The following is a 21734-nucleotide window of genomic DNA, read 5'->3' as shown; positions in this document are numbered from 1 at the left end:
ATCCCGAAACGGGATACCTTTTGGCTTGATTATTATTCTTCATCTTCGTCCGCTAAAAAAGTAGCTAGGATTTCTTCAATCATATCCCACTCTTCGTCGGTTTCAACCGGCATCAATTGCCCCTTACTTCCTTCTTCATCTTGAATGTAAGAAGAGGCTAGAATTTCAATCTCTTCGTCTTCGCTAGCCCCTGCGGGAAAGTAAAGTACGTATGATTTATCAAATTCCTCAGAATCAAAATTAAATAAAATTTCAAATTGTTCTTCTTTACCTTCTTCATTCACAATCGTAATAAAATTTTGTTCTTCCTCGTGATTATGGTTTTCTGACATAGACGTCACCTCATTTAATTATTTGCATCTAGGTAGGACTGTAAAATCATCACAGCTGCCAACTTATCAATGACTTGCTTTCTTTTTTTTCGACTTACATCCGCTTCTAAAAGCGTGCGTTCAGCCGCTTGAGTCGTTAAACGCTCGTCCCAAAGCTCGACTTTTATCCCCGTCCGATTTTCAAGAACTTCAGCGTACTTCTCGGAGCTCTCAGCACGTGGACCTAGCGTGTTGTTCATATTTTTAGGTAAGCCCACGATAATTTTTTCTACATCATATTCTGTTACTAGTTCCTGTACACGATTATAGCCAAATTGTTTCGCTTCTTCATTAATCGGAATCGTTTCAATACCTTGTGCAGTCCAGCCTAGTGCATCACTTATCGCAACGCCGACCGTTTTTGAGCCGACGTCTAAACCCATTATTCTCATTTTTCACCAATTTCGTTGTTTTTTAAATATGCGCGAACTAGTTCTTCGATGATTTCATCACGTTCCAGTTTACGAATTAAGTTTCGGGCATCCATGTGACGCGGGATATATGCCGGATCACCAGAAAGCAAATAACCAACAATTTGATTGACAGGGTTATATCCCTTTTCTTCAAGCGCTGAGTAGACTTGGCTCATAATCTTTTTGACATCTTCTTCAATGGAACCGTCACCGAAATTATAATGCATTGTTTGATCTTTAGTACCCATAATTCTAAACACCTCAATTCCTTCGCTCTTCCACCTATTTTACACTAACCACTTAGAATTGACAAAGAAATTATATATGTTTAACACAATTTTAATATTGTCTAAAACGAGTTCACAAAAACAACACACTGAGAGTTTAAGCCAAGCGTACAAACACCCAATTGTTTGGCACCCTTATTTCAGCTTGCAAATGATGTCAGGCACCGCGCCAAGCGCTTTTTCAAGTAGCGCTGGATCTTTACCGCCCGCTTGCGCTAAATCAGGCTTTCCGCCGCCGTTACCACCGCAAATTGTCGCCACTTCCTTAATGATTTTACCTGCATGTAAACCAGCTTCAATTGCCTCTTTCGAAACTGCCGCGATTAAGTTGGCCTTATCATTAGAAACCGCGCCTAAAACGAGTACACCGCCGATTTTTTTATCCTTCCAATTGTCCGCAAATTGGCGCAAGCTCGCCATATCTTTCGCATTTACTTGTTTGTAGATTACCTTAACACCATCAATTTCTTCTGCATTAGCAAAAATATCGGCACTCGCAGCACTTGCTAATTTCGCCTGTAATGAATCATTTTCACGACGTACCTCGCGAAGTTCATTTTGCAGCTGTTCAATTTTTTGTGGCGTATCAGAAGGTTTCGCTTTCAAAGTTTTCGCTGCTTCTTTTAACGTATTTTCTTGTTCTGTCACAAAATGATAAGCCGCCTCACCAGTGACTGCCTCAATACGGCGTGTTCCAGCACCAATACCTGTTTCACTTTGAATCTTAAATAAACCAATTTCCGCCGTATTTTTCACATGGACACCACCGCAAAGCTCAATGCTATAGTCCCCAATTTTAACAACACGCACCACATCACCATATTTTTCTCCAAAAAGAGCCATCGCCCCCAGTGCTTTCGCCTCATCAATTGGCATTTCGCGAATGTCAAGGGCAAGTTGCGCCCAGATTTTCTCATTTACAACTACCTCCATTTTAGACAGTTCCTCTTCTGTAATTTGTCCGAAATGCGAGAAGTCAAAGCGTAAACGATCTGGTGCAACGAGTGAGCCAGCTTGGTTAACGTGCTCCCCTAACACATCTTTTAGCGCACGGTGCAGAAGGTGAGTTGCCGTATGGTTTTTCACCGTTTTTTTGCGGTCATACTCATCCACCGTAAGTTGGACTTTATCACCAACTTTGATGACACCTTCTTTCACCAAAATTCGGTGCAGATTTTGCTTATTCGGTGATTTTTGAACATCCTTCACAAACGCCAGCCCCGTATCGCTTTGCACCGTTCCGTGATCCGCTACTTGACCCCCACTTTCAGCATAAAAAGGAGTTTCCTTAAACATAACTTGAACATCACTTCCGGCAGGTGCCTCACCAACAAGCTGGTCATCTGAAATGATGTGCAACACAACTGACTCCACCGCCGTTTGACCGTAGCCTACAAAAACACTTTCGTCCGTTAAATTCGCTAACAGTTCGCCTTGAACTTGCATCGACTGTACATCAGCACGAGCCTCACGCGCACGGTCGCGCTGTAATTTCATTTCTGCTTCAAAACCTTCATGGTCAATTTTTAGACCGTGGTCGAGACCGTATTCTTCCGTTAATTCAACCGGAAAACCATACGTATCATATAATTTAAATATGTCTTTTCCAGAAATAATACCTTTACCATTTTTCGCTTCTTTTAAAATATCTTCTAAAATAGCTAAACCTTCATTTAACGTTTCATGGAAGCGTTCCTCTTCACTACGAATTACTTTTTCAATAAATGCTTGTTGTTTTTCAACTTCCGGATAAAAAGCATTCATAATTTTGCCGACAGTCGGAACAAGTTTAAACATAAACGGATCACTAATGCCAAGTTGTTTAGCATAGCGCACCGCACGACGAAGTAAACGACGAAGGACATAACCACGCCCCTCGTTAGAAGGTAGTGCCCCGTCACCAATAGCAAAAGCTACCGTACGAATATGATCTGCAATAACTTTAAAAGCAACATCTTTTTCGTCCGATACACCGTATTTTTCGCCAGAAATAAGCTCCACTTCACGAATGATAGGCATAAATAAATCCGTTTCAAAATTTGTTTTTGCATCTTGAATAATGGAAACCATGCGTTCAAGACCCATTCCCGTATCAATATTTTGTTTTGGAAGCGGTGTATAGGAGCCATCAGGATTATGATTAAATTGCGAAAAAACTAAGTTCCAAATTTCCAAATAACGTTCATTTTCACCGCCTGGATAGAGTTCCGGGTCATTCGAATCATTTCCAAATGCTTCCCCGCGGTCATAAAAGATTTCACTATCTGGACCGCATGGACCGCCGCCAATATCCCAAAAATTGTCCTCAATTTCAACGATATGTTCATCAGTTAACCCAATTTTTTCCTTCCAAATTGCTTTTGCTTCTTTGTCTTCTGGGTACACCGTAACATATAATTTCTCAGGGTCAAAACCAATCCATTTCGGGCTTGTTAAAAATTCCCAAGCAAATTGAATAGCGCCCTCTTTAAAATAATCCCCAATTGAAAAATTCCCAAGCATTTCGAAAAACGTATGATGGCGCGCTGTTTTACCAACATTTTCAATGTCATTCGTCCGAATCGATTTTTGTGCATTAACAAGGCGCGGGTTATCCGGAATGACAGAGCCATCAAAATATTTTTTCATCGTTGCCACACCGCTATTAATCCAAAGAAGTGTCGGATCATTTACAGGAACAAGTGGCGCACTTGGCTCAACAGCATGCCCTTTCTCTTTAAAAAAGTCAAGAAACATTTGTCTTACTTCACTGCTCGTTAGTTGCTTCATTTTATTTTCCTCCTCGAAAAAAATAAGCCTTGTAATCGTTGCTACAGGGACGAGTTTTTCGCGGTACCACCCTGTTTGCAACGATACAAGACTTGTATCATTACCTCTTTAGCATCTTTAACGCAGATGAACGGACTTTCACGTGTAAGAGAGCGATTTATAGAGGCCTCTACTTTTCTTTCAGCCAAGGAAAAGTTCTCTTTTTAAGTAAGCTACTCTAAAATTAAGTTCTTACAAAGTCTAGCATATTCAATTAAATTATAGAGAAGCCGCACCTATCTGTCAACCGTTAAATTGCATTTGATCTCTTGAAAGAAATTCCCCATTTTTAAGCGTTAGTTTCACATCAGACACTTTAGAGATTTCCGGGTCATGCGTAACCATAATAACACATTTTCCCTCTTTATGTGCTAAATCTTGGAACAGTCGGACTACTTCCTTACTTGTCCGCTCATCAAGGTTTCCAGTTGGTTCATCTGCAACAATTAAATCTGTTTCACAAGACAATGCTCTTGCAATCGCAACACGCTGTTGTTGTCCACCACTAAGTGTCAAAACACGCTGCTTCGCCATTTTTTCATCAATACCCACTTTCCTAAGCATGTCTAAAGCAAATTCTTTTCGGTCGGGATGCTTCGCTTTTGTAATTTCCATTGCTGTTGTCACATTTTGAAGTGCTGTCATATACGTCAAAAGATTATAACTTTGGAAAACGATAGAAACATATTTATTCCGAAATGATGATAATCCAATTTCTTTTAAAGAACGCCCTTTGTAAAAAATTTCGCCTGATTTTTGTGTGTCTAAACCACCTGCTAAGGAAAGGAACGTTGTTTTCCCAGAGCCTGAACTACCGACAACTGTGTAGAATACCCCTGCCTTAAATACGTAATTAATTGCTGTTAAAATACTTTCTTCTTGCGTTTTATACCAATAATGAACCTGCTCAAATTCTAAAATTTTTGTCATCAGTGCACCTCTATTCCTGTTTCGTTAAAATCATTTTCGGATTCATTCGTAAGATAGTCATGGCAGGTAGAAGTACTGAAATAAAAGCAATTCCAACGCCAATTCCGCCCATTTTAAGCATATCTTGAAGGTTAACTTGAATGTCCAGTTCTTTAATTTCTTCGGTATTTTGCGTCAAGCTTGAAAACCCTCCGCGCATCATGCCACCACCAGGACCTGGACTAGAATTTCCATCTTGTGTTTGTTCCGTTTCCGACTGCTGCGAAAGCAATTGATTTCCAGCCATTTGTGCAACGTAGTGGCTGCTAAATCCTGCTATCATGAATGAAATCAAGGCAACTATTAAAATTTCCACGAAAAATTGACCAATGAGTTTCATTCGATTTTCGCCAATCGCGAGTAAAACGCCCATTTCATATTTACGTTCTCTAATTTGCATCATCACGAGTAATGCTAAAATTAATGCACCAGCAATTGATACAATGTAAACGACATTTTTCGAAAATGCAGCCACATTATTAATCGGTCCCACCATTTGTTTATAAAGCGCATCATTCGTATCTAATTTAAAAGTATCCCAATCAATTGAATCTACCTGTTTCGCTTGTTTTTCAAAACTTGAAATATTGGCAGCATCATCCATCGTGTATACAGCTGAATCAATTGTGTCTTTATAATCCGAGCCTTTTAGCGTATTTGCGACCGTATACGGAACATACAACTTGTTATACGGATTTAAAAACGAAAAATTGCTCGCCATGTCATTTCCAGAATCACTTGTTTTATAAATGCCAACAATTTCAAGCTCAACTGTCGACGCCTCATCGCTAGATTGAATGTTAATTTTATCGCCAATTTTCCATTCGTTTTGACTAGCAAGTGTTTCTTCTACAAGCACAACATTTTTATTCACATCGTCACTCGTTAAAGCGCGCCCGCTTGTTAGCTCCGCAGTTCCGCCGTCAAAATCCGTTGAAGTTGCAGAATTTAACACCCCACTAATGCTTAAATCTGCTTGCGTCATTTGCCGATCAGAACTCTCGTTTGCACCCATTTGCGGCATGTTAGTATTCCCGGATTCGCTGGTCGTTGAATTGTCCAAAGAAGACTTTACTGGGTCAAAATCTTTCGCCAAGGCTTGCGTGCTTGAGTAATAATTGTAACTCGCAACATGATTTAATTTCGCTAAACTTTCCGCATTTTCTAAAGAAATTGGTGTGCTTTCAAACGACAGGGGCATTCTTTCGCTAGAGTCACTCTCGCTTTGCTTTGTTTGCTGCTTTTCCATTTGCTTTTCCCTATCAACTGTAAGTGTTACAGTCCCGCCCAGTTGTTCTTTTGCCATTTCACTTGCTTTATTTGCAGCAGACTGAATCGTAAAGCCGGATAATATAAGTACAGAAACAATCGTAAATATAATAAGTTGTAAGGCTGTTCGACCCATTCTCGCTTTCATGCTAAAAAATGCACGTTTAATAAAATTCATACTTTTTCCTCCATTCACTGCTAGTAAACCTAGATTAGTTGAAGTATATGAAATAAATATGAACAAACTTTTAAACTTTCTGTAATTGCTTGCTAAATTCAAGTTTTTGGTCTAAATTTTAATCTATGAGGAGTGGATTCAAGTGAAACTATTAATGATTGAAGATAACGAAAGTGTCTGCCAAATGATTGAAATGTTTTTTATGAAAGAAAATATCGAAGCAACTTTCAAGCATGATGGTAAACTTGGATATGAAACTTTTTTAAAAGAAGATTTTGATATGATAATTATTGATTTAATGCTCCCAAGCATGGACGGGATGACGATATGTAAAAAAATCCGTGAAACAAGCGATGTGCCCATTATTATTTTAACAGCGAAAGAATCAGAGTCTGACCAAGTTTTAGGGCTTGAAATTGGCGCAGATGATTATGTGACAAAACCATTTAGTCCACTTACTTTGATGGCTCGAATAAAAGCTGTCGCTAGACGTGGCCATGCTGGATCTAGTTCTACAAATGAAGACGATTCCATTCTACAGACGACCTATTTTAAAATTAGTAAAACAACACGGGAAGTCTTTTACGGCAATCAGCTTTTAGAAGCTCTTACGCCAAAAGAGTTCGATTTGCTTTATTTCTTAATGCAACATCCGCGCCAAGTCTTTTCAAGAGAGCAACTTTTGGAACGCGTTTGGGGTTATCAATTTTATGGTGATGAACGGACTGTTGATGTGCATATTAAACGACTTCGCCAAAAAATTGCAACGGAAAATCATCCTTTTCTCCATACAATTTGGGGTGTTGGGTATAAATTTGATGAAACGGAATGATGGCTTTGAAATTTAAATATATTTATCAACTTTTTTTAACGCAATTTGTCATTCTACTCATTGCTTGTTTGATGATTGGCCTATCTGTTTCGCATTTTTTAAAGGACTATTTTTTCGAGGAACAGGTAGGTGTTTTATCGAAATACGGGGATACGATTTCAAATGATATTAAATATGCGCCGGGAAATCAGACAGTATCGGTGTTGAATTCATATCAGCGAATTTTAGATGTGAATAATATTCACTATACGATTATGAATACTGATGACCAAACCATTTATCCAGATACTAGTCGCCCTTTGCCTCCTAATTTCAAAATTTCAGACGCGGATATGGAGAAACTGGAAAAAGGTGAAACCGTCACGATAAAAGTGGACGATCGTTTTAATCAGGAAATGTCTGTGGTGTACGTGCCCATCATGAATGGTGACAGCTACCTCGGTTCTGTGATTTTAAATGCGCCAATAAGTGGAACGGAGAAAGTGCTTGGTACTATTAATCAATATATGTTTTATACCATTCTCATTTCGATTGTGGTAGCTTTAATTTTAAGTTTACTCATGTCAAAATTCCAAGTAAATCGGATTAATAAATTGCGCGATGCGACAAAGCGTGTCACACGCGGAGATTACGAGACGCGGCTTAAGGAAAATTCGTTTGATGAAATTGGCGAGCTAGCTCATGATTTCAATAAAATGACGGAAAACTTGGCCGAATCTCGTGAGGAAATTGAACGGCAAGAACGGCGTAGGCAGCAATTTATTGCGGATGTCTCTCATGAAATGCGCACGCCTCTCACTACAATTAGCGGGCTAACGGAAGGTCTTGTAAATGATGTCATTCCTGAGAGCGAAACAAATCGAGCAGTTCAGTTGATTGATACGGAAGCGAAAAGGCTCACAAAATTGGTGAATGAAAACTTGGATTACGAACGCATTCAAGCAAATAAAATCGTTTTATACCAAACAAAATTTGGTGTTCATGCCTTTTTTGATTTGCTTAGTGAACAATTAGAGCCTTTAGCCAGTAAGAAAAATAACAAATTGATTGTCGAAGCACCATTCGATTTAGAGGTTTATGCAGATTATGACCGGCTGACCCAAATTGTTTTAAACATCGTAAAAAATAGTATTCAGTTCACCGAAAATGGGACTATCACTCTTCGTGGCTTAAAAGATTATAAAGAGACCATTTTGCAAATTCAAGATACTGGAATTGGTATGAATACTGAGGAACTCGAGCAGATTTGGGAGCGATTTTATAAAGCGGATATTTCGAGAACGAACACAGCATTTGGGGAATCTGGTATTGGGCTTTCCATCGTGAAGCAACTTGTCTTAAATCATGGTGGTCGTGTTGAGGCAGAAAGTTCGCCAGGCGCTGGTGCGACCTTTACGATTCGATTGCCGTTTTATCGTGATAATGATGTGTAAATTAAAAACCAGTAAAAACGCCATTTGTAATGGATTTTACTGGTTTTTATTTTGAATGTACTTAATGTGTCACGCTGACATAAATGTATACGGCGTAACATCACTCATCCCAATCATCGGATCAATTTCTGCCATATTCTCCTCCGTAAGACGCTTCACGCTGCTAACAAGTTCAAGCGTCTCATCAGTTGTCAAACGTTCAAGTAGCGTCGTTTGTCGCTCCGTTTCACCCGTTCGCTCAATTCCCATGCGAAAAGCATCTTCCTCACCGCACAAAATTAGAAACTTTTTGCTACGCGTCACCCCTGTATAAAGCAAATCACGTCTAAGCATACGGTAATAACTTCGCACAACAGGCATAATGACAATTGGAAATTCGCTCCCCTGAGCTTTATGAATCGAACAACAATACGCATGCGTAAGTTGTGTAAATTCCTGGCGGTAGTATGTTACTTCCGTTTGATCGAACTGCACCACCATCATATCTTGATTTTCCGTATTCTCCTTAGCATACATGATCGATACCACTTCACCAATATCACCGTTAAATACATTCTTCTCCGGCTGATTGACCAGTTGTAACACTTTGTCATGCACACGGTATTTTATATCCCCAAAAATCAGTTCTTTCCTTTTCCCCGTATCATTAGGGTTGAAAATCTCCTGCAAATTTTTGTTTAGCACATTAATTCCCGCAGGACCTCTATACATGGGGGCTAAAACTTGGATGTCCTTCGCTCGAAACCCCTTTGATTTTGCGTTTTGCACAACCTGTTCCACAACGTCAGCAATTTGGTTCACATGGCAATGGAAAAACGAGCGATCCTTGCGATTTTTTGTAAAATCTTGCGGCAAGAAGCCTTCTCGAATGTCATGCGCCATTTCAATAATCGAAGAGCCATCTTCTTGGCGATAAATATCCGTTAATTCCACCGTTGGAATCACTTTCGATTCTAAAATGTCTTTTAAAACTTGCCCCGGTCCAACAGATGGCAACTGATCTTTATCGCCAACTAAAATGACTTGGATATGACTTGGAAGTGCGCGGAACAATTGATTCATAAGCCAAATATCCACCATCGACATCTCATCAACAATTAAAAGTCGCCCTTCAATTAAGCGTTCCGATTCATCATCTAACTGTTCTTGCCCATTCATTCCTAGCAAGCGGTGAATCGTCATGGCAGGAAGCCCAGTAGATTCGCTCATCCGTTTTGCTGCCCGCCCAGTTGGCGCTGCTAGTAGCACTGGAAACTTATCTCCGTCTTTATAGGCATGCGGATCAAGACTAACACCGTTTAGTTCGCTATAAAGCTCCACGATTCCCTTAATGACCGTCGTCTTCCCAGTTCCAGGACCGCCTGTTAAAACGAGCATAGGCGACTGTAGCGCCGTTTGAAGTGCCTCTTTTTGCGACTCCCCGTAAGAAACTTGAATCCGCTCCTCCAAATCACCAAGCGCGAGCAAAAATTCCGACTCAGGAAATTGTTCCGCATATTCAGACTGGGCCATAAGCCGTTTGATATGATGCGCTAGGCCGTTTTCCGCAAAATATAACGACGGCAAATAAACGCGTGTATTTTCAATAATAATTTTATCACTATCACATAAATAGTTTATTTCGCGCTCCACATTTTCCTCGTGAATTGGTACAGGGTCGCTTTCTTCCAGCAGATTTTGCGCCGCACGAATGAAGTCCGCTCGCTCCAAATAGACATCGCCATTTCGAATTGATTCCGTATCTATCACATATAATAAACCCGCGCGAATGCGTTCCGGATGTTCCCCGCCAAGACCAAGCTTTCTTCCCAAATCATCAGCACGCTGAAAACCAATCCCTTTCACATCTTCAATGAGCTTATACGGGCTTTTTTCCAAAATTTCTAGCGCATTTTGTTTATAGACTTGAAAAATTTTCATCGAAAGTTGTGGACCAAAGCCATATTCATTTAAACCAATCATAACATGTTCTAAGCCTTGGTTTTCCCGAAGCGTCGCAATAAGCGTATCCGCCGTATTTTTAGGGAGTTTTGGCACATCGTTAAGCCTGTCTGGATCCGCCATCATGATTGAAATCGCGTCTTCCCCGAGCACCTCTACAATATTTTCCGCTGTTTTCTTCCCAACGCCTTTAAACAGTTCACCTGATAAATATTGCACGATGCCCGCCTTTGTTTGCGGCATCTCTTTTCGGAACTTCTCTGCCTTAAATTGCTCACCAAACTTTGCATGTTCTGTGATTTTTCCGTAAAACATGTATACTTCTTGTTCATGCAACTTCGGAAAAACCCCCGTCACAATAATATCTTTCTCGTCCCAAGTCGTATTCGTTTCCTTAACAAGCAAACGCACAACCGAAAATAAATTGTCAGGGTTATGAAAAATCGTCGACAGCACCGTGCCCTTCATAAACCATTCCTCATTTTCCGGTTGAAAAAGTGCCAGCGATTCCTGTGTCGCCATATTTTTCACCCCTTTTCTTTTATAAAACGCCTATTCCACGTCTCTCTCCAAATCCGAAATGGCAATAAGCGCGTTTTGAGCCAGCACATGATTTTCATCAGCGGCTACCGCACGCAGAAAATAATTTTTTGAGACAACAATGTCACCTTGCCATGCCAAATACACCGCCCCCAAATTGTATAGCGCATCTGCATCATCTGGTTTTAGCGTGAGCACACGTTCCAATTGAAATTCCGCCTCTTCATATAACCCTTCCTTTGCAAGTGCAATCCCGTATTGAAAAACACTTTCAGCATCATTTGGATTAAGCTCCGTACTGCGCAATAAATAAGCAAGTGCTAACGTATTTTGGTCAGCGTTCACAAAACTAATTCCGAGCATGAAAAACACATCCGCATTTTCCATTCCTTGGCTAATGGCATTTTCAAAAGCTTGAATCGCATCTTGATACCGTTCAAGTTCAAAGTATAGCGTACCTAAACTATAATAGGCCGCCGGAACTGTAGCATCCAGTTCAGTAGCTCGTTTAAAAAATAACTCCGCACGTTCAAAATCATCCATCGAAAGTAAAACATTACCAAAGTTAATATAGCCAACTGGATCAGTCGGATGCTCCTCAATAACTTCTGTAAACATTTGAACTGCCTCTTCTAACTTACCTTCCTGCATAAACTCAATACCTTGCTGATTTTTATCCATTTTATACCTCCTTTTAGTTTACAGAATTTTGAAGCCAGTTTAGCATCGCTTCCGCCGTTTCATCCGTTTGCATTTCCGCAGAAATACTCGCTTTATGATCCCCGTTTTGTTTTCCGTATGAACCAAATTGCGCATGATTTCCACCCTTTATGCTAAGAAAAGTCGCTTCATCTGATAGGTACTTTTTGTTTTCCTCAAACTTTTTAAAATTCAAAACTCCATCATTTGAAGCTGTTATTGATAAAACAGGAAGTGTAGTTTGTTTTAAAGAACCCTTCTTATCTGGATAGCTCGCTAGGAAAAACACACCACGTAAATCAGATGTGTGCTCATGCGCAAACCTTGCCGCCATCACCCCGCCAAGCGAATGACCACCAATTACGAAATGCTCATCGGCATTCTCATTCATAATCGCCTCCGCTTTATTTTTCCCAAACACCGCGAGGTCTAAAGGCATTTCAACAACATACGTTTTATACCCAGAATCGGCAAGCTCTTTTGCAAGCGGTGCATAACTAAGTGCATTCACAAATGCACCTGGATATAAAATCACGCTTGTTTCTTGCTGGTTCTTTTTCGGCTCAAAAATGAGTGTATTATTCTCCTCAAAAACATTTACCATTTTTGTAGAATTAGCAGCTTCTTCTGCTACTTTACTTGGCGAGGTATTAAAATAAAAATACCCCCAAACCGAAAGAAGTACTACAATCACTATACTTGAAAAGCCAATTATCTTTTTCATATTCATCCTCATTTCACTCGTTCGTTTCATATTTTACCATATTTTTACTAAAAAATAACGATTGGCACATAAAAAACAGGAAAGCCGCCTAAAATGCAACTTCCCTGTTCAAAAATCTATTTACCCCACATAATCTAATTGCTCGTCTGCTTTCCATACCGTATCAATCGTTGCCCCGCCAATACATTCCTCACCGTCATAAAAAACAACAGCTTGCCCTGGTGTGATTGCGCGAACTGGCTCATCAAAAACCACTTCAGCTGTATTATCTGCACGTAAATGCACTGTAACAAGAGAATCTACTTGACGATAACGGAATTTCGCTGTGCACGTAAAATGTTGTTCTTTTGGTTTATTGGAAGTAAACGATACATCCGTAGCAATTAATGAATTCGAATATAAACTATCATGATGGAAACCTTGTTCAACAAAAAGAACATTTTTAGCTAAATCCTTTCCAACCACAAACCAAGCTTCTCCGTCACCGCCAATACCTAAACCATGGCGTTGCCCAATTGTATAGTACATTAAGCCATCATGTTTACCCATGCTTTTCCCAGCAAGTGTCTGCATCTCGCCCGGACTTGCAGGCAAGTATTCACTTAAAAACTGCTTAAAATTACGTTCGCCAATAAAACAAATCCCCGTGGAATCCTTTTTATTTGCCGTCGCAAGACCCGCTTTTTGCGCAATTTCACGAACTTCACTTTTTTCCATTTCACCTAGTGGGAACATAACGTGTGACAGCTGTTCTTGTGATAATTGATTCAAAAAGTACGTTTGATCTTTATTGTTATCCACACCGCGGAGCAATTTCACTTCACCGTCCTCACGGATTGTCCGCGCATAATGCCCTGTCGCTACATAGTCCGCTCCTAGACTTGCCGCATGTTCTAAAAACGCCTTGAATTTTATTTCCTTGTTACACATAACATCCGGGTTTGGCGTTCTACCGAGCTTGTATTCCTCTAAAAAATACGTAAACACCTTATCCCAATATTCCTTCTCAAAATTAACCGCATAATACGGAATCCCAATTTGATTTGCAACACGAATGACATCTTCAAAATCTTCCGTTGCCGTGCAGACACCAAATTCGTCCGTATCATCCCAATTTTTCATAAAAATACCAATGACGTCATACCCTTGTTCTTTCAGTAAATATGCGGTTACAGAGGAGTCAACACCGCCTGACATCCCCACAACCACGCGTTTATCTTTGTTTTCTTTTTTCGTCACGTCTTTTGCTCCTTCCGCTTCGCTAAACGATTCACAACATCCGTTATCTTGCTCGCTGCAAGCACTATTTCCTCATAAGTGTTCCCAAGACCAAAGCTAATACGTACCGTTTCAGTGATTCCCGGATGATTTTGACCAAAAATCGCCACAAGAACGTGAGATGGATCTACCGTTCCCGCTGTACACGCCGAACCACTTGATACCGCAACCCCCGCCATATCAAGATTCATAAGCAACTGCTCCACCGAAATACCGTGAAAACGCACACTCAAAATATGCGGTAAACTCGTTTCTTTTGCACCATTTACTTCAAAAGCCAATTCATTTTGGGAGAAAATTTCAACCATAGTCGCCTTAAACTCTTCATATTCAGCAACTTTATCCGTCCTGTTCGCCATCATGACTTCACTTGCCTTTGCAAAGCCCGCAATGCCCGCCAAATTCTCCGTCCCCGCTCGCCGCGCGCGTTCCTGTTCGCCGCCGTGAAATGGAAATTCAAGTGCTACACCTTGTTTGACGTAAAGAAAGCCCACACCACGCGGTCCGTTAATTTTATGCGCAGAGGCCGTTAGTAAATCCACGCCAAGCTCAGAAACATCAATTGGAACTAGCCCAAACGCCTGAACGGCATCCGTATGAAACACCGCATGATGCCCTTTCAATAGTTCTGCAATCTCAGCAATTGGTTGAATAGCCCCCATTTCATTATTGCCATACATAATGGTAACTAAAATCGTATCCTCACGTAGCGCCGCCTGAACGTCTGAAACACGTACTAGACCATTTTCATCTACTGGTAAATAAGTTACCGAAAAACCAAGACTCTCGAGATAAACGCACGATTTTAAGACCGCATGATGTTCGATTTGTGAGGTTATAATATGTTTGCCCTGCTCCTTTAAGTGTAGCGCCGTCCCAATGACAGCCGTATTATCGCCTTCCGTTCCACCACTCGTAAAAATAATTTCTCGCTGAGCAGCACCAATTTGATTCGCAATCTTTGCACGTGCCTCATCAAGCGTTTTACGTGCCGAACGCCCCGCATAGTGAACACTTGACGGATTACCGTAATCATTTGTCATCACACCGAGCATCGCTTGGACGACTTCTGGGTGAACCGGGCTCGTTGCCGCATGATCTAAATAAATTTTATTTTCCATCATGTATCTCTTCCTTTTTTCGGCTTTATGCCTTTAATCGTTTCTTATTGTAACAACTATTTCTAGCGAAAGCAACCTGACTTCCTTACAAATAGTTAGTGTCTAAAAAGCAAAAAGAAACCCCAATCGTACCGTTTGGAGTCCCTCCCTTTGAACCTGCTTAAAAACAGGTGGGTGCTCTGTCAGGCGATTTGCAAGTCCTCGTGTGAAGGCATTTGCGCCGCGTCTGAACACCAAGCTCCCAAGGTAATCATAATTGTTCGGTTCAAAAATATATGGCACTGTAACGAATACATTAGGGTTTCTTTTATTAACAATAGAATAGCATATTTAAAGTAAATTTTCAATTTTAGTGGCTTTATTTTTTGTTTTTCCCACCCTTTTTATTCGCATTAATATTGTCATAAACCGCAGCAAAAGCTTGTTCAAATTTCGAATTTTTCTTCGGTTCATAGTACAGTTTATTTTTAAGCGCATTCGGCAAATATTCTTGATCCACCCAAGCGCTCTCATAATTATGTGGGTATTTATAATCAATTGCTCGGCCAAGCTTCTCTGCTCCCGAATAATGCCCATCACGCAAATGATCAGGTACTTCGCCGCTTATCCCTTTTCGGATATCTGAAAGAGCCGCATCAATTGCCAAGATGGCAGAATTTGATTTTGGTGATAAACATAGTTCAATAACAGCATTTGAAAGCGGGATTCGTGCTTCTGGGAAACCAACTTTTTCAGCCGTTTGAATGGCCGATAATGTTCTTGCACAAGCAGCCGGATTCGCAAGCCCCACATCTTCATAAGCCATCACAAGAAGACGTCTTGAAATACTCACCAAATCTCCCGCTTCAATTAAACGTCCCATATAATGTAGAGCAGCATTCACATCACTTCCGCGTACGGATTTTTGAAATGCACTAAGCACATCATAATGAGCATCACCGTCTTTATCATGTGCTAAACTTTTTCTTTGTAAACACTCTTCAGCAGTAGCAAGTGACACATGGATTTTCCCTGCCTCATTCGGTTCTGACGAGATGACAGCTAGTTCAAGTGCATTTAACGCGCTCCTAACATCTCCACCACTAGCGGTCGCAAAATGCGTTTTTGCATCCGCCTCAAGTTCTACATCATACTTTCCAAGTCCCCGTTCTGAATCAGAAAGCGCCCTATCGATTGTCTTTTCAATATCAGCAACAGAAAGCGGCTTTAATTCAAAAATTTGCGTTCTACTCCGTATGGCAGGGTTGATGGCGATATAAGGATTGCTCGTTGTCGCCCCAACTAAAATGATTGCGCCACTCTCTAAATGCGGCAATAGAAAATCTTGTTTCGCTTTATCCAAACGATGCACCTCATCTAAAAGTAAAATCACGGTACCGCTCATTTTCGCTTCAGCTGCCACAACTTCCATGTCTTTTTTGTTATTCGTTACCGCGTTTAATGTCCGAAACGCGTATTTTGTGCTCCCTGCTATCGCGCTTGCAATGGATGTTTTCCCAGTACCCGGTGGCCCGTATAAAATCATCGACGATAGTTGCTTCGCTTTTACCATTCGATATATAATTTTATCTTTTCCTACCAAATGACTTTGTCCAACTATTTCATCTAAATTTCGTGGTCGCATTCGGTATGCTAAAGGTTGAATCGCCATAAACTCTCTTCCTCCTCTATTTCCAAATACATTATACCATATGCGGTGACTTCGTTGCGTACTAGCTAAACTTCCGCTATAATGATTCTATATAAAGTCTAGCGGAATAGTGGAGGATTAAGCATGAAAATTACAACGAAAGGGCGCTACGGTTTAACGATTGCCCTTGAACTTGCACGACAAATAGGAACAGGTCCAACATCTCTTCGGAGTATTGCAGAGAAAAAAAAGTTATCAGAACATTATTTAGAACAACTAATCGGTCCACTTCGAAATGCTGGTATCGTCAAAAGTATTCGCGGTGCACATGGTGGCTATATTTTAAATGCTGACCCAAGTGAAATTACTGCGGGAGATGTGATTCGCACGCTTGAGGGACCTATTGTTTTAGTGGAAAGCATGGAAGACGAGGAAGCAGCACAACGTGAGCTTTGGACTATCATGCGCGATGCCGTTCGAAATGTTTTAGATAACACTACATTAGCAGATTTACTGGCCAACGAAAGTAAAGATGAGCCTCAGGACGGGTATATGTTTTATATTTAAAAATCACCACCTGTCTTTAACTGAATCTAAAATAAAAACAAGGGTAAAAAGTGCGAATAAAAAACAGGCTACTGAACAAATATCAAAGTAGCCTGTTTTTTTATTTACTTATCAATCTGCTTCTTAAAAGTTGATTAAGCTTTGTTTCCGATACGCCTTCTTCGCGTTTTATTTTATTAGACTCTTTATACCCATATTTGATGCAACATAATTTGCTAGCTCGCTTCTTAGAAAGTCTCCTCTAACAAATTTCATAGTATATTTTTCATTCTTTTTTGTAACATCAGAATCCAAAAAATAATGTTAAACTATTTGCGTTAGTGGCGTATGACAAAATTACCGTCATACGCCACTTAATTGTTTACCTAATTAAAATGGCTCTGCAGGAACTACTAGCGTTTCCTTATAAACAGATCCATCCGGCTCACTAATTGTTACCTCTATAGTCGATCCAGCCGTTAATTTTTTGTTAAATGTAACTTTCCCGGTGCCATCCTCGCCGGCTTCCGTTTTTGTTCCTCCACCCTCAGATGGGAAGAAAGAAATAAAAGTATCCGGAATGGCATGGCTAAATGTAACATATGTGTTTCCTTCTGGAGTAGTTCCAATAAAGAATTCAATTGGTGTCTTTGTTGGAATAACAGTCATAGAAGATTTTGCTCCACTTGTCCCTAAAAGTGGCAAATCGATTGGTGTATCAGCTGCAATCGCTTCAAAATCATAAGAACCAGCTGGTATGTTGATATTGCTACTTAAATGATATGTTGCTGTTTGTCCAATAGCAATATTCAATAAACTAAATGGAATGCGCCCGGAAATGATTCCTGTAGTCGGATTTACCTCCAGAGTCGTCACTACTCCTGTCTTATTACCAAGCAGAGTTGGAACACTATAATCAATTTTTAAAGAGTCTGCTACTGTTTGGTCCGATAGCAACTCTTTGAGGTTATCGTCCACTTTAAATCCAACATACTGTGATGTCAAAAGCGAAATTTCAAGCCCTGTTTGTCCCGTTAGTTTTAAGTCTAATTGCTGATTGGTGTACTCAGAAGTTAACGAACTGTTTTTTAGCAAACTAATACTTGCCGCTTTCGAATTAGTACTGAAAACTGAAATCCCAACTAATAAAGCTAACAAAAAGAGTAATCCTAAGAAGGTTTTTTTCTTCGTAATTATCATTACATATCCCCCTCAATTTAATTTATGGTACTAAATTAAGTTACCCCTATTTTTGTATTTGAAACTCAATTTTAAAACTGTATTAAAAAAATTTTATTCTAAATAATTAAAACCGCAAGACGTTAGCCTTATTTTAAGTGAAGTAGACTCCAATTTAACAGCCAGCATTCACACACTTGAGATATCAGCTATATCCCTTTATATCGTTTTGAAGCAAGTTTCTTCTACAATGTGTATCTCTATAGCAGATGGTGATCCTATATTTCATATGAAGTAAGCTATTTTTACTATTCTTTCGTAAGTATAATTCGATAGATGGCTGGTCATCTAATCTTATTTTTCTCCGTAACCTGGTTGATTGGCAAACCTTCTCTAATTTCCTTATCGAAGAATTGCACTTTACACAAGTGACTAACTTCAATTAACAAGTGTGATTTTTTTAGCCTCTGGATTATCTTTAAAACTATAAATATTACTAAGACCGCTAAAACAGCCGCTAGCACTAGGCCTAGAATACTAGTATTTACCATTTATTCACCCCTTCTACATATAATTTAAGTTTCCCTATGGTTGTAGAAACAGAGACATAAGTTATATTATAGGTGTTGGCTTACTTTATGCAGAATACTTTTGTTTTGAATCTAAATAATTCACTGTTTCATTTCTCCTTTTTTATAAGGCAAATCGAGCATACCATAACTAATACTTTTAAAGTATGCCTATTTGGGTGTAAGAAGATTTATAATTACAATCTTCCTTCTTGACAAAAAGTAAATCTCAAACAAAAAAATGCTGAATTACCAGTTCACCGACACATAAATTCCACTGTTTATTTAATAATACTTTCTGCGCTAGTTATTTCCACGAGTGCCTTATGTCTGTTAGAAAGTTGCAAATACTGCTTTCGAACATGATTATTTGAAAGTACCACACATGAATAATACATCCTTGTTCTCTTTGTTAGTCCGCATCTTATGCCGCTTTTATCATTGGATTGAACTTGAGCGATTGTTATAATGAAAATTAGCTCAGCTTCTACTTTATGAAACTTATTCTTGAGTTTGTTGTATTGTTCCTGCAGTATTCCTATAATGTTTTCCATCATATTAATGATGAGGTTTAACGCAGAAGGATTAGACAAATACAGAGTTAGAAATATTACTCAGATAGCGACTTTTACAAAAAACAATATTTTTATTCTTTTCAAAAAAAGAGCTTGGGAGATAATTAGATTTTGTCTTATAAAAAAAGAAAGTAGATATGCAAAAATCCAGTAAACCTGCTATTTAAAAAAATGGATTTTACTGGATTTTTACCTATTTTTTATTTATGTCCCAAGCTCTTTCTAACCTTTCTCCACTGTTTTATATTTCTTGCCTGGCCAGAATGCCCATCTGCCAAATAGCGTTGTTACAGCTGGGACGAGTAGTGGTCGGACTAAAAATGTATCAAGTAAGATTCCAATTGCTGTAATGAGCCCAAATTGAACGAGTAGATTAATTGGTAATGTTGTTAAAACTAAGAAAGTTGCAGCTAAAATGACTCCTGCCGATGTAATAACGCCACCCGTTTGATGTACACCTTCTTGAACAGCTTTTCGTAGCGACCATTTTTCCGTGTTTTTCCAAATACTCGAAATCATAAAGATGTTGTAATCTTCGCCAAGTGCCACAATAAATACAAACGCATAGAGCGGTATCAGTCCTGAAATGGCAGGTACACCAAAACCGTGATGTAAAATGAGCCAACCAAGCCCGATTGCAGAAGCATAAGAAATTAACACGGAAAGAACGAGATAAAGCGTCGCCGTAATCGAACGCAAATAGGTGAGTAACAAAATACTTATAAGCGCAATAACAAGCGGAATAATCACTTTTTCATCGTGTTCCGTTACCACACGACTATCATACTGAGAAGCCGTTTGGCCAGCGACATATGCGTTTGTCGCATCATCATTTGCCACTTGTTTGATTTTAGGAATTAAATCCATTGCTTCATTGCTATATGGATTCATCCCAAGCACAATATCGTATTTCACCATACTTGAATCCTCTTTGCTTCTCTCAGGTAAACCGACCGATTCCACACCTTTTACATTCTCTAAATCTTGTTTTAAAGCCTCAGTCGGATTCTCAGCGAGCACCTCTACCTTAGCTAAATACCCAGCCCCGTAATGGTCACTGATTAGCTTAAAACCCTCTCGCGAAGGCATATCTTTTGGGAAAGTAGAGAGTGTGTCATACGTGTAAGAAACGTTGGTCGTTTGAAGTGCCGCTCCTCCCAATAAAAAGAGTGCGACGACAGTCACAATAACAGGATGCTTTGTCGCCAATTTCCCAACACGATTCCAAAATTGATTGCCTCTTTTATGTTTTTTATTTGGATGCGGGATAAATGGCCAAAATGAGACGCGACCGAACAGGCCAAGGAGTGCTGGGACTAGCGTAAGCGACGAAAGTAGCATAACTAAAATGGCAAGGCTAAACGGAATCGCAAAGTTGTGGAATGAACCGTACTGTGCAGCAAGTAGCATTAAGAGTGCCGCCATGACAGTAAGTCCGCTTAGTAAAATCGCGCCCGACGTTCCACTAAACGCTGTTCGGAAAGCCTTGAAACGGTTTTCCTCATGACGTAAAACAGAGCGATAACGTGTAATAAGGAACAAGCAATAATCGGTCCCGGCTCCAAATAGAAGTACGGTCATAATTGAAAGACCTTGTGAACCATATGTGATAAGCCCTTGTTCGCCTAAGAAGCCAAGTAATGGGGTTATAATCATGTAGGCAAACCCAACTGCAACAAGTGGGATAAGCGCCAATATTGGCGAACGATAGATAATAAGTAAGATAATCAACACGATGAGTACCGTTGCAATGAGCAGTGACACATCGGCATCCTGAAACAGCCCTGTCGCATCAACACTTATACCAGCTGGCCCAGTAGTTCGAGCGACTAGCTCATTTTTACTTGATATTTTTTTACTAAAAGGATCTTCGCCAAGCACGCTTTCTGCACGCGTCTTTATTTCATCCATCCCAATTTTAAGTTCATCTGCGGTGGCAGATTCATCCATTAAAATGGTTTGGATAAATGTCGTCTTATCTTCTGAAAGTTGTTTTTTTAAGATAATTGGCGGCATTTTTTCAATCGGAATGGTTGCTTCTTGATGTGCCACAGGTGTTTTTGTAAGCGACGCATTAATGGCTTGAATATTTGTCAGTTCCTCATTCGTTAAACCATCTGCGCTATACCAAGTAATAAGAAGCGGCGTTCCAGCCTGTCCGCCAAAATAAGTTTTTACTTTATTGTCCGCTACAACCGACGGCTCATTACTTGGAAGATCGCTTGCTGCATCATCTTTATATTCATCTGCACTTGGCAAGAAGAGTTGTAACAAAATTACAGCAAGAACCCAAATTGAAAGCGTCACAAAACGCCCTTTCTTCCCTCCAACGCCATCAGCAATTTTTTCTAAAAAATGATTCATTTTCACTT

At 39.8% G+C, this 21734-nt stretch carries 17 protein-coding genes and 1 other RNA gene; 3 read left to right on the top strand and 15 right to left on the bottom strand.

The window, feature by feature from the left end; genetic code table 11:
- Positions 1 to 32 precede the first annotated feature (32 nt).
- The 6 genes from R8923_RS01400 to R8923_RS01375 all read right to left on the bottom strand — a co-directional run bounded on the left by R8923_RS01400 (position 33) and on the right by R8923_RS01375 (position 6295).
- Positions 33 to 332 carry a DUF1292 domain-containing protein gene (locus R8923_RS01400; protein ID WP_485870964.1) on the bottom strand — a complete coding sequence of 100 codons (300 nt, stop codon included), beginning with the start codon at positions 330 to 332 and terminating at the stop codon, positions 33 to 35.
- 14 nt (positions 333 to 346) lie between these two features.
- Entirely contained in the window at positions 347 to 763 is a 417-nt protein-coding gene (gene ruvX, locus R8923_RS01395; RefSeq protein ID WP_485870963.1) for a Holliday junction resolvase RuvX, read from the bottom strand.
- Positions 760 to 1032: an IreB family regulatory phosphoprotein gene (locus R8923_RS01390; RefSeq protein WP_485870962.1), complete on the bottom strand. Its 273-nt coding sequence runs from the start codon at positions 1030 to 1032 to the stop codon at positions 760 to 762. The genes ruvX and R8923_RS01390 overlap by 4 nt, the downstream gene beginning before the upstream one ends.
- Positions 1033 to 1206: 174 nt before the next feature.
- Positions 1207 to 3840: an alanine--tRNA ligase gene (alaS, locus tag R8923_RS01385; protein ID WP_485870961.1), complete on the bottom strand. Its 2634-nt coding sequence runs from the start codon at positions 3838 to 3840 to the stop codon at positions 1207 to 1209.
- 282 nt (positions 3841 to 4122) lie between these two features.
- Positions 4123 to 4809, bottom strand: coding sequence for an ABC transporter ATP-binding protein (locus R8923_RS01380; RefSeq protein ID WP_485870960.1), 687 nt, complete (start codon positions 4807 to 4809; stop codon positions 4123 to 4125).
- A 10-nt stretch (positions 4810 to 4819) separates the two neighbouring features.
- Complete coding sequence (locus R8923_RS01375) at positions 4820 to 6295, bottom strand: ABC transporter permease (RefSeq protein WP_485870959.1); 1476 nt, start codon at positions 6293 to 6295, stop codon at positions 4820 to 4822.
- Positions 6296 to 6437: 142 nt separating this feature from the next.
- On the opposite strand from R8923_RS01375, the gene pieR reads away from it, so the two are divergent.
- Positions 6438 to 7127 (top strand): two component system response regulator PieR, encoded by a 690-nt coding sequence (gene pieR, locus R8923_RS01370; protein ID WP_485870958.1) that lies wholly within the window; start codon positions 6438 to 6440, stop codon positions 7125 to 7127.
- Positions 7124 to 8560 (top strand): two component system sensor histidine kinase PieS, encoded by a 1437-nt coding sequence (gene pieS / locus R8923_RS01365; protein WP_485870957.1) that lies wholly within the window; start codon positions 7124 to 7126, stop codon positions 8558 to 8560. The genes pieR and pieS overlap by 4 nt, the downstream gene beginning before the upstream one ends.
- Positions 8561 to 8629: 69 nt before the next feature.
- Here the strand turns inward: pieS and recD2 are convergent, their stop codons facing one another.
- The 7 genes from recD2 to R8923_RS01330 form a co-directional block, all read right to left on the bottom strand.
- Complete coding sequence (gene recD2 / locus R8923_RS01360) at positions 8630 to 11023, bottom strand: SF1B family DNA helicase RecD2 (RefSeq protein ID WP_485870956.1); 2394 nt, start codon at positions 11021 to 11023, stop codon at positions 8630 to 8632.
- A 30-nt stretch (positions 11024 to 11053) separates the two neighbouring features.
- Entirely contained in the window at positions 11054 to 11722 is a 669-nt protein-coding gene (locus R8923_RS01355) for a tetratricopeptide repeat protein (RefSeq protein WP_485870955.1), read from the bottom strand.
- Positions 11723 to 11735: 13 nt separating this feature from the next.
- Positions 11736 to 12464 (bottom strand): alpha/beta hydrolase, encoded by a 729-nt coding sequence (locus R8923_RS01350; RefSeq protein ID WP_485870954.1) that lies wholly within the window; start codon positions 12462 to 12464, stop codon positions 11736 to 11738.
- A 120-nt stretch (positions 12465 to 12584) separates the two neighbouring features.
- A complete protein-coding gene (gene mnmA / locus R8923_RS01345) occupies positions 12585 to 13703 on the bottom strand; it encodes a tRNA 2-thiouridine(34) synthase MnmA (protein ID WP_485870953.1) in 1119 nt (372 codons plus the stop codon).
- Positions 13700 to 14863 carry a cysteine desulfurase family protein gene (locus tag R8923_RS01340; protein WP_485871210.1) on the bottom strand — a complete coding sequence of 388 codons (1164 nt, stop codon included), beginning with the start codon at positions 14861 to 14863 and terminating at the stop codon, positions 13700 to 13702. The genes mnmA and R8923_RS01340 overlap by 4 nt, the downstream gene beginning before the upstream one ends.
- 115 nt (positions 14864 to 14978) lie before the next feature.
- Positions 14979 to 15168, bottom strand: a non-coding RNA gene (ssrS, locus tag R8923_RS01335) — 6S RNA.
- Positions 15169 to 15221: 53 nt separating this feature from the next.
- Positions 15222 to 16514, bottom strand: coding sequence for a replication-associated recombination protein A (locus R8923_RS01330; RefSeq protein ID WP_485870952.1), 1293 nt, complete (start codon positions 16512 to 16514; stop codon positions 15222 to 15224).
- Between the two features lie 123 nt (positions 16515 to 16637).
- Between R8923_RS01330 and cymR the strand changes: the two genes are divergently transcribed.
- Positions 16638 to 17060 (top strand): cysteine metabolism transcriptional regulator CymR, encoded by a 423-nt coding sequence (gene cymR / locus R8923_RS01325; RefSeq protein ID WP_485870951.1) that lies wholly within the window; start codon positions 16638 to 16640, stop codon positions 17058 to 17060.
- 369 nt (positions 17061 to 17429) lie between these two features.
- On the opposite strand, the gene R8923_RS01320 is transcribed toward cymR, so the two are convergent.
- Together R8923_RS01320 and R8923_RS01315 are read right to left on the bottom strand one after the other, a co-directional pair.
- Positions 17430 to 18239: a hypothetical protein gene (locus tag R8923_RS01320; RefSeq protein ID WP_485870950.1), complete on the bottom strand. Its 810-nt coding sequence runs from the start codon at positions 18237 to 18239 to the stop codon at positions 17430 to 17432.
- Between the two features lie 1345 nt (positions 18240 to 19584).
- A complete protein-coding gene (locus tag R8923_RS01315; protein WP_485870949.1) occupies positions 19585 to 21726 on the bottom strand; it encodes an MMPL family transporter in 2142 nt (713 codons plus the stop codon).
- Positions 21727 to 21734 lie beyond the last annotated feature (8 nt).

This window comes from Listeria tempestatis, from assembly GCF_963575625.1.
In the GTDB taxonomy this organism is placed as follows: Bacteria; Bacillota; Bacilli; order Lactobacillales; family Listeriaceae; genus Listeria; species Listeria tempestatis.
This window is presented reverse-complemented; position numbering and strand designations above follow the sequence as displayed.